The following is a 4189-nucleotide window of genomic DNA, read 5'->3' as shown; positions in this document are numbered from 1 at the left end:
CTCTGTTTGCTGTCGTAGCGGGCGGTGTCCTGCAGGCTTTCGACGGTGAGGTCGCCGCCGATGTCGGCCGTCACCGTGTTGGCGGCGACGGTTGCGCCGCGCAGGGTGGTGTTGCCGCCGCTGTCGATGCTGCCTATCGTGCTGGCGACGGCGGTAGTGGCGGTGCCTTGCTGGCTGCTCGTCTGCGACTGGCTGTCAAGGGTGACGCCCATGTCGCTCGACATCAGGCCGCTATTGCTGCTGGCGGTCGTGCCGCTGTTGGCGATGTCGCAGTCGGTGATGCAGCCGTAGACGTTGGCGACGGACGTCGAGTGGCCTTGCAGCCCATAACTATCAAATTGATAGCTATGGATCGTTGAAGAATGGCGGCTGGAGGCCGATTCGGATAGGAAATATCGGTCCGGGACGCCTGCGGTGCTGGTCAAGCAGGCGCAGAGGGCCGGGAACATAAGTCCGAGCAGGGCGCGAAGGAAGCGGCTCAGGTGGGCTCCGAGGGGTTTGTTCTGTGGCAACGAAAGCATCCGGCAATGCCGATGCCGTTCAAGCGCAAGCTATTTGTCGATTCGCCTACTTTTCAAATCTTCTTTGATTTTCTTTACATCGATGGGGTTGCCAATTTGCATATAGCAAGCGACCTTATCGTTAGGAAATTCTTCAGACTTGCAATCTCCATAGACTTCAGGGTTTAGTCTGATTTTTGACGATTTTATTTTCATTTTTTCAGAAATGATTTTTTCAGTTTCCTCTGCGATCTTCAACCACTCTTCGTCGTCATCATACGAATTACAAAGATAATTCGTAACTTCCCACTTCCCCTCCATCCTATCTGTCATTGACTCAGCTGGGCCAGCATGAAAAAAGAACGATATTCTCTTATTCCAACCGCTTTTCTCCCAATTCTCTTTTTCTCCGTCGGTCAAGTCTTCAAATCCGCTAGTCAAAAGATTTTTGCCTAAAGCATTTTTTGTTTTTTCGTATGCATCAGGATCGAAATCTATTTTCCGAGATAGACAGGTGACTAAGCCCTTGACAGTCCACATATTTAACCCTACATGCACAACCATAGCAAACAGTAGCAACATTGCAATCGGAATTGCAATGAGCAATATTTTAAAAAAGCGCCGCATATCGATTGATTGCAATGACTTAATTATTTGAGACTGGGAATTATCTTATCTTTTATTAAGTTCATTTCTAACGCCAACTTGGTTATCGATGCCCAGCTTGTTAAATATAGCCGGCCCCATAATTGAGTTGACGGACGCCATCACACCTCCCGGCACGCCTTTCCAGTCTTTGTTCACGCCCTCACCATAGGTATTGATCCGGACCGAGCCATCGGGATCCTTGCTGATCCAGCGCATGACATATCCGTCATCTAGCATATGCCTATCTTTTTCAGTTCCGTTAATTACCACTTCTCCATTCGGAGACAGATACTGGGTTATCCAATTATTTAAACTGAGTGGCATTGCTTCAGTTGTACTACCAGCAGTGGAGCACTTTGGCTGCCCAGGCGCCGAATTACACGCCAGCTGTTTCTTCACCGCATCCATACACCCCGCCTCCGCCACATTGCACAAAGAAGGGCTTGGAGTTGCCTTGTAGGCATGGTACCCCGGCGCATTTTTATCCCACTGGATAGAAAGGCACTCATGCGCCAGGCAGTTATTGATCACCTGGTTGAATGCCGATGCCGCGCCGGGCAAGCCACCCCCGACACTGGCTCCAAGGCCGGTGCTGATGGCTGCGATGAGCCCGCCACGTGCCGCCTCGGGCAGGTCGGTCGCGTTGATGGTGGCGGCGATGTAGGGGGCAGAGAAGGAGGTCGCGCTCGCGCCCAATGCGCCAGAGGCCCCGCCGGTCAAGCCGCCGATGATGGTGTGCAGCAGGTTGCGGGCGGTGCCGCCGTCTTGCCACTGGATCGCGTCTTCCGGGTGGTCGCCGTTGCGCAGTTCTTCAGCACGTTTATCGGCAAAGTCCCCGGCGGCTTTGTTGGCCTGCTGCCAGAAGGTGGCGGTGATCTGGGTCTGGGCCTGGACTTCGCGTTCGAGCTGCTGGCCATCCCAGGCCTTGGCGAGCGCACCGCTGCGTTTGTCGCCGGTGCGGGCCTGGGTGTCGCCGGCGATGCCGCTGATGGCGCTCGCCGTGGTGCTGCTCTGGCTGCCCTTGGCGCTGCCGTAGCCCGCGGCACCTCCGTTGGTTCCGCCTGCGAAGTTCTGCAGGTTGCCGGGATTACCGCCGCTGCCCTCGCTCTTGCCGTAGCCGCCCGAGAGGCTCGCGCCGCTGGCCTTGTAGTCGTCGCGGTTCCGGATGTCTTCGATGGAAGCCGATTTGAATGAGGAATACCGGTCAGGGACGCCTGCAGTTCCGGCCAAGCAGGACAACAAAGCCAGGAAAATTAGTCCGAGCCGGAAGCGAAGGGAACGGTTCAGACGCGCTCCTGGGATGCTTATCTAACGGAATTCGACGGCACGGTGCGGCATCTTCTTAATCGCATCCAACGAAGCGGAACGCTGCTCCCTCAATCTGCAAACAAAGTGGCGAAAGACGCACTTACCGTCTGCACGCAAGACTGAATGTGCTCCTGTCCACGGGCGCGCACCAAAGCATAGTCGTCGGCCGCCCACTGGTCGAGCGTCAGGTCGCTTTTCGTGATCTCGGTGGAGCAAAGCACGGGGTTTGCATCCCAAATGAAGTAGCCATCGCTATTCGACCTGTGAAAGACGGCGGTTTGGATATAAAGATCGTAGGCCGGCTTGTCTTGCGAAAAATCCCGGAAAACCAGAGCGAATCGGTTCAGGCGAACGTAAACAGGGTGCTTGTAGACAACATTCTGTTTGCCATGGGCTTCGCGCCATGCAGTCAGTGCCGGCACCATCTCGCTCATCTTGTTTATCGACGTCGGATGCGCGACCGTCTGGACCTTGGTCCCGCGGTAATCCTCCTTGGAGACCGGCGTCCGAAAACTACCTGCCAGCGCACCAATCACCATCAAACCGACGTCGCCCATGCGGTCTGACTTGTCGACGACACGCAGCACGTTATCGGGGTATCGCTGCCTGCTTGGGGTGCTCCCATCGATGGCGAATGTCACCCAGTCCTTCGACACTGGGGAAGGCGTGCCAGCCGCATAGACCGCGAGTGTTGTGTCCGTTTTAGGCGTCTGCGCATAGCCGGCAAGGAGCGCAGTCAGGGCCAGTGCAGCGAGTGGGGCAGACGAAATTTTGAGGAGATGCACGGTCGTGTGGTGTGGTGTGGTGATTGGGAATAGGCAGTATTTTCGTGAGGGTCAAACATGAGTTGAAACGGCTAGATACGCCTGTCTAGTTTGGCTTGCAATGCCTCTTCAAACTCGGCAAGGGTGAACTCTTGTCCAGAGTTAACGTAGCCTGCGTCGTCATAAATTGACTCACCAAATCTTTTGCAAAGAGAGTAAGCCACCAGCGCTGCAAACACATCATCTCCTCGAGTACTTACTGAACCCATGTATTTCTTCGCGGCCGGCATCCGTTTATCAACAGGATTTTCATCAACCGATACCCAGCACCACTCACTTTCAGCTTCACCTTTCACGTATGGCTCTCGATGAATAGGCCCAACTAATTTCACCTTCACCGTTGGCGTCTTTTGTTTGAAATGGTGAAAGCCATCTTTTATGGCGCCCAACAACTCATCAAGTGTGGGATTGAGCGCCATTGAAACATAAGAACTTCTCATGGCGTCCCCGAAGTTTTCAGTGTTGAGCGAGTCAACGTTACCCAGCCATTTGTGGTTTTTATATTGATGTTATTAACAGCACCCTCGTTCAATACATTTGCAATCGGCGATACTGGTTTTACCCAATTAGTCACGTCTTGAGTCGAGACACCGGCTTTGGTTGCATCAACATATATATCCCCAACTTGGCCGGCCTTACTCATTTGATTAGTGCCACCAATGACATTTCGTTGAACCGCCGTCATGCCATTGCCTGTCACCTCCTTCAGGCTAACAGGTACGCCATTTAGCCAGCCATCAATACCGGGGGTGTTGGAAGTTGGCTGTCCCACAAAGGTTCCGCCTTTGAAGGCAACAATATCAGCCGCTTGAGTAGTCCGTCCTGAACAAATCGTTCGTCACACAGAGCGCGGCTGTCCCATGCGATTTAAGCCTGCCGCCATCGCCCAGAGGGTCATGCAGTCCAGCC

The 4189-nt window shown here is 54.0% G+C and carries 6 protein-coding genes; all 6 read right to left on the bottom strand.

Annotated features, from left to right (window positions below; translation table 11 throughout):
* Nucleotides 1–425, bottom strand: a 425-nt coding sequence (locus DFQ15_RS16655) for a hemagglutinin repeat-containing protein (RefSeq protein ID WP_199399905.1), incomplete at its 3' end; no start/stop codon positions are given.
* Between the two features lie 126 nt (nucleotides 426–551).
* On the bottom strand, nucleotides 552–1142 hold the full coding sequence (locus DFQ15_RS17255; RefSeq protein ID WP_146228787.1) for a hypothetical protein: 591 nt from the start codon (nucleotides 1140–1142) through the stop codon (nucleotides 552–554).
* A 30-nt stretch (nucleotides 1143–1172) separates the two neighbouring features.
* Complete coding sequence (locus tag DFQ15_RS17605) at nucleotides 1173–2387, bottom strand: hypothetical protein (protein ID WP_199399904.1); 1215 nt, start codon at nucleotides 2385–2387, stop codon at nucleotides 1173–1175.
* 137 nt (nucleotides 2388–2524) lie between these two features.
* Nucleotides 2525–3241 carry a hypothetical protein gene (locus DFQ15_RS16645; protein ID WP_146228786.1) on the bottom strand — a complete coding sequence of 239 codons (717 nt, stop codon included), beginning with the start codon at nucleotides 3239–3241 and terminating at the stop codon, nucleotides 2525–2527.
* 71 nt (nucleotides 3242–3312) lie between these two features.
* Entirely contained in the window at nucleotides 3313–3699 is a 387-nt protein-coding gene (locus DFQ15_RS17250; protein WP_146228785.1) for a hypothetical protein, read from the bottom strand.
* A gap of 17 nt (nucleotides 3700–3716) precedes the next feature.
* A complete protein-coding gene (locus DFQ15_RS17245) occupies nucleotides 3717–4052 on the bottom strand; it encodes a hypothetical protein (RefSeq protein WP_146228784.1) in 336 nt (111 codons plus the stop codon).
* Nucleotides 4053–4189: the final 137 nt, after the last annotated feature.

Origin of the sequence: Xylophilus ampelinus, from assembly GCF_003217575.1 — a bacterium.
In the GTDB taxonomy this organism is placed as follows: Bacteria; Pseudomonadota; Gammaproteobacteria; order Burkholderiales; family Burkholderiaceae_C; genus Xylophilus; species Xylophilus ampelinus.
The sequence above is the reverse complement of the archived record's forward strand: the minus strand, read 5'-3'. Positions and strand labels throughout refer to the sequence as shown.

Coding starts and splice junctions, on each gene's coding strand:
- DFQ15_RS17250 (WP_146228785.1), bottom strand. CDS start 3,699: ATGGCGCTCAATCCCACACTTGATGAGTTGTTGGGCGCCATAAAAGAT.